Source organism: Streptomyces sp. NPDC093018, from assembly GCF_040684035.1.
GTDB lineage: Bacteria > Actinomycetota > Actinomycetes > Streptomycetales > Streptomycetaceae > Streptomyces > Streptomyces murinus.
The window spans coordinates 1-1,413 of the sequence record NZ_JBFBFF010000048.1; the positions used below are offsets into that span (position 1 = coordinate 1).

The 1,413-nt window shown below is 56.1% G+C and carries 1 rRNA gene; it reads left to right on the forward strand.

The annotated features are described in order from the left end of the window. Positions 1 to 1,391 (forward strand): 23S ribosomal RNA (locus tag AB0N90_RS37600); the annotation flags it as partial. Between the last annotated feature and the right edge of the window lie 22 nt (positions 1,392 to 1,413).

A 1,413-nucleotide genomic window follows, 5' to 3' on the forward strand; every position in this document is an offset into this window, starting at 1 on the left:
TGAGACCTGATGCCGAGCCGATTGTGGTGAAGTGGATGATCCTATGCTGTCGAGAAAAGCCTCTAGCGAGTTTCATGGCGGCCCGTACCCTAAACCGACTCAGGTGGTCAGGTAGAGAATACCGAGGCGTTCGGGTGAACTATGGTTAAGGAACTCGGCAAAATGCCCCCGTAACTTCGGGAGAAGGGGGGCCATGTCCGGTGATGGGATTTACTCCTTGAGCTGGGGGTGGCCGCAGAGACCAGCGAGAAGCGACTGTTTACTAAAAACACAGGTCCGTGCGAAGCCGTAAGGCGATGTATACGGACTGACGCCTGCCCGGTGCTGGAACGTTAAGGGGACCGGTTAGCTCCATTTCGGTGGGGCGAAGCTGAGAACTTAAGCGCCAGTAAACGGCGGTGGTAACTATAACCATCCTAAGGTAGCGAAATTCCTTGTCGGGTAAGTTCCGACCTGCACGAATGGCGTAACGACTTCTCGACTGTCTCAACCATAGGCCCGGTGAAATTGCACTACGAGTAAAGATGCTCGTTTCGCGCAGCAGGACGGAAAGACCCCGGGACCTTTACTACAGTTTGATATTGGTGTTCGGTTCGGCTTGTGTAGGATAGCTGGGAGACTTTGAAGCTCATACGCCAGTGTGGGTGGAGTCGTCGTTGAAATACCAGTCTGGTCGTGCTGGATGTCTAACCTGGGTCCGTGATCCGGATCAGGGACAGTGTCTGATGGGTAGTTTAACTGGGGCGGTTGCCTCCTAAAGGGTAACGGAGGCGCCCAAAGGTTCCCTCAGCCTGGTTGGTAATCAGGTGTTGAGTGTAAGTGCACAAGGGAGCTTGACTGTGAGACCGACGGGTCGAGCAGGGACGAAAGTCGGGACTAGTGATCCGGCGGTGGCTTGTGGAAGCGCCGTCGCTCAACGGATAAAAGGTACCCCGGGGATAACAGGCTGATCTTCCCCAAGAGTCCATATCGACGGGATGGTTTGGCACCTCGATGTCGGCTCGTCGCATCCTGGGGCTGGAGTCGGTCCCAAGGGTTGGGCTGTTCGCCCATTAAAGCGGTACGCGAGCTGGGTTTAGAACGTCGTGAGACAGTTCGGTCCCTATCCGCTGTGCGCGTAGGAGTCTTGAGAAGGGCTGTCCCTAGTACGAGAGGACCGGGACGGACGAACCTCTGGTGTGCCAGTTGTTCTGCCAAGGGCATGGCTGGTTGGCTACGTTCGGGAGGGATAACCGCTGAAAGCATCTAAGCGGGAAGCCTGCTTCGAGATGAGGACTCCCACCCACTTGATGGGGTAAGGCTCCCAGTAGACGACTGGGTTGATAGGCCGGATCTGGAAGCCAGGTAACTGGTGGAGGTGACCGGTACTAATAGGCCGAGGGCTTGTCCTCAGTTGCTCGCGTCCACTGTGTT